The following is a 1732-nucleotide window of genomic DNA, read 5'->3' on the forward strand; positions in this document are numbered from 1 at the left end:
GCTTAGAGGCTTTTCCTGGAAGCAGGGCATCAACTACTTCTGCACCGTAGTGCATCGTCATCACGCCTCAGGGTTAGTATGCAACCGGATTTACCAGGTCACACCCCCTACACGCTTAAACCGGGACAACCGTCGCCCGGCTAGCCTAGCCTTCTCCGTCCCCCCTTCGCAGTAACACCAAGTACAGGAATATTAACCTGTTTCCCATCGACTACGCTTTTCAGCCTCGCCTTAGGGGTCGACTCACCCTGCCCCGATTAACGTTGGACAGGAACCCTTGGTCTTCCGGCGAGCGGGCTTTTCACCCGCTTTATCGTTACTTATGTCAGCATTCGCACTTCTGATACCTCCAGCAACCCTCACAGGCCACCTTCAACGGCTTACAGAACGCTCCCCTACCCAACAACGCTAAGCGTCGCTGCCGCAGCTTCGGTGCATGGTTTAGCCCCGTTACATCTTCCGCGCAGGCCGACTCGACCAGTGAGCTATTACGCTTTCTTTAAATGATGGCTGCTTCTAAGCCAACATCCTGGCTGTCTATGCCTTCCCACATCGTTTCCCACTTAACCATGACTTTGGGACCTTAGCTGGCGGTCTGGGTTGTTTCCCTCTTCACGACGGACGTTAGCACCCGCCGTGTGTCTCCCGTGATAACATTCTTCGGTATTCGGAGTTTGCATCGGTTTGGTAAGCCGGGATGGCCCCCTAGCCGAAACAGTGCTCTACCCCCGAAGATGAGTTCACGAGGCGCTACCTAAATAGCTTTCGGGGAGAACCAGCTATCTCCCGGTTTGATTGGCCTTTCACCCCCAGCCACAAGTCATCCGCTAATTTTTCAACATTAGTCGGTTCGGTCCTCCAGTTAGTGTTACCCAACCTTCAACCTGCCCATGGCTAGATCACCGGGTTTCGGGTCTATACCTTGCAACTATTCGCCCAGTTAAGACTCGGTTTCCCTACGGCTCCCCTATACGGTTAACCTTGCTACAAAATATAAGTCGCTGACCCATTATACAAAAGGTACGCAGTCACACCACGAAGGTGCTCCCACTGCTTGTACGTACACGGTTTCAGGTTCTATTTCACTCCCCTCGCCGGGGTTCTTTTCGCCTTTCCCTCACGGTACTGGTTCACTATCGGTCAGTCAGGAGTATTTAGCCTTGGAGGATGGTCCCCCCATATTCAGACAGGATGTCACGTGTCCCGCCCTACTCATCGAACTCACGACCTGTGCATTTTAGTGTACGGGGCTATCACCCTTTGCTGCGCGACTTTCCAGACGCTTCCACTAACACACAAGCCGATTCAGGTTCTGGGCTCCTCCCCGTTCGCTCGCCGCTACTGGGGGAATCTCGGTTGATTTCTTTTCCTCGGGGTACTTAGATGTTTCAGTTCCCCCGGTTCGCCTCATGCCACTATGTATTCATGACATGATAGTGTGTCGAAACACACTGGGTTTCCCCATTCGGGTATCGCCGGTTGTAACGGTTCATATCACCTTACCGACGCTTTTCGCAGATTAGCACGCCCTTCATCGCCTCTGACTGCCTAGGCATCCACCGTGTACGCTTAGTCACTTAACCTCACAACCCGAAGATGTTTCCATCGTTCGCGCTGCAAACATTTGAGAGACTCTATGACAGGTTACTCTTTATCCCAATACATCTACGGAGGGATAAATTTCAGCCGTCATGTTTCAATTTTCAGCTTGTTCCAGATTGTTAAAGAGCAA

1 rRNA gene is annotated in these 1732 nt (G+C 52.1%); it reads right to left on the reverse strand.

Features of this window, described 5'->3' with window-relative positions:
• Positions 1 to 1583: ribosomal RNA gene (locus WCL58_RS25225) — 23S ribosomal RNA — on the reverse strand; the annotation flags it as partial.
• Positions 1584 to 1732 lie beyond the last annotated feature (149 nt).

Source organism: Serratia sp. TMDUHS_CL, from assembly GCF_037137105.1.
GTDB lineage: Bacteria > Pseudomonadota > Gammaproteobacteria > Enterobacterales > Enterobacteriaceae > Serratia > Serratia nevei.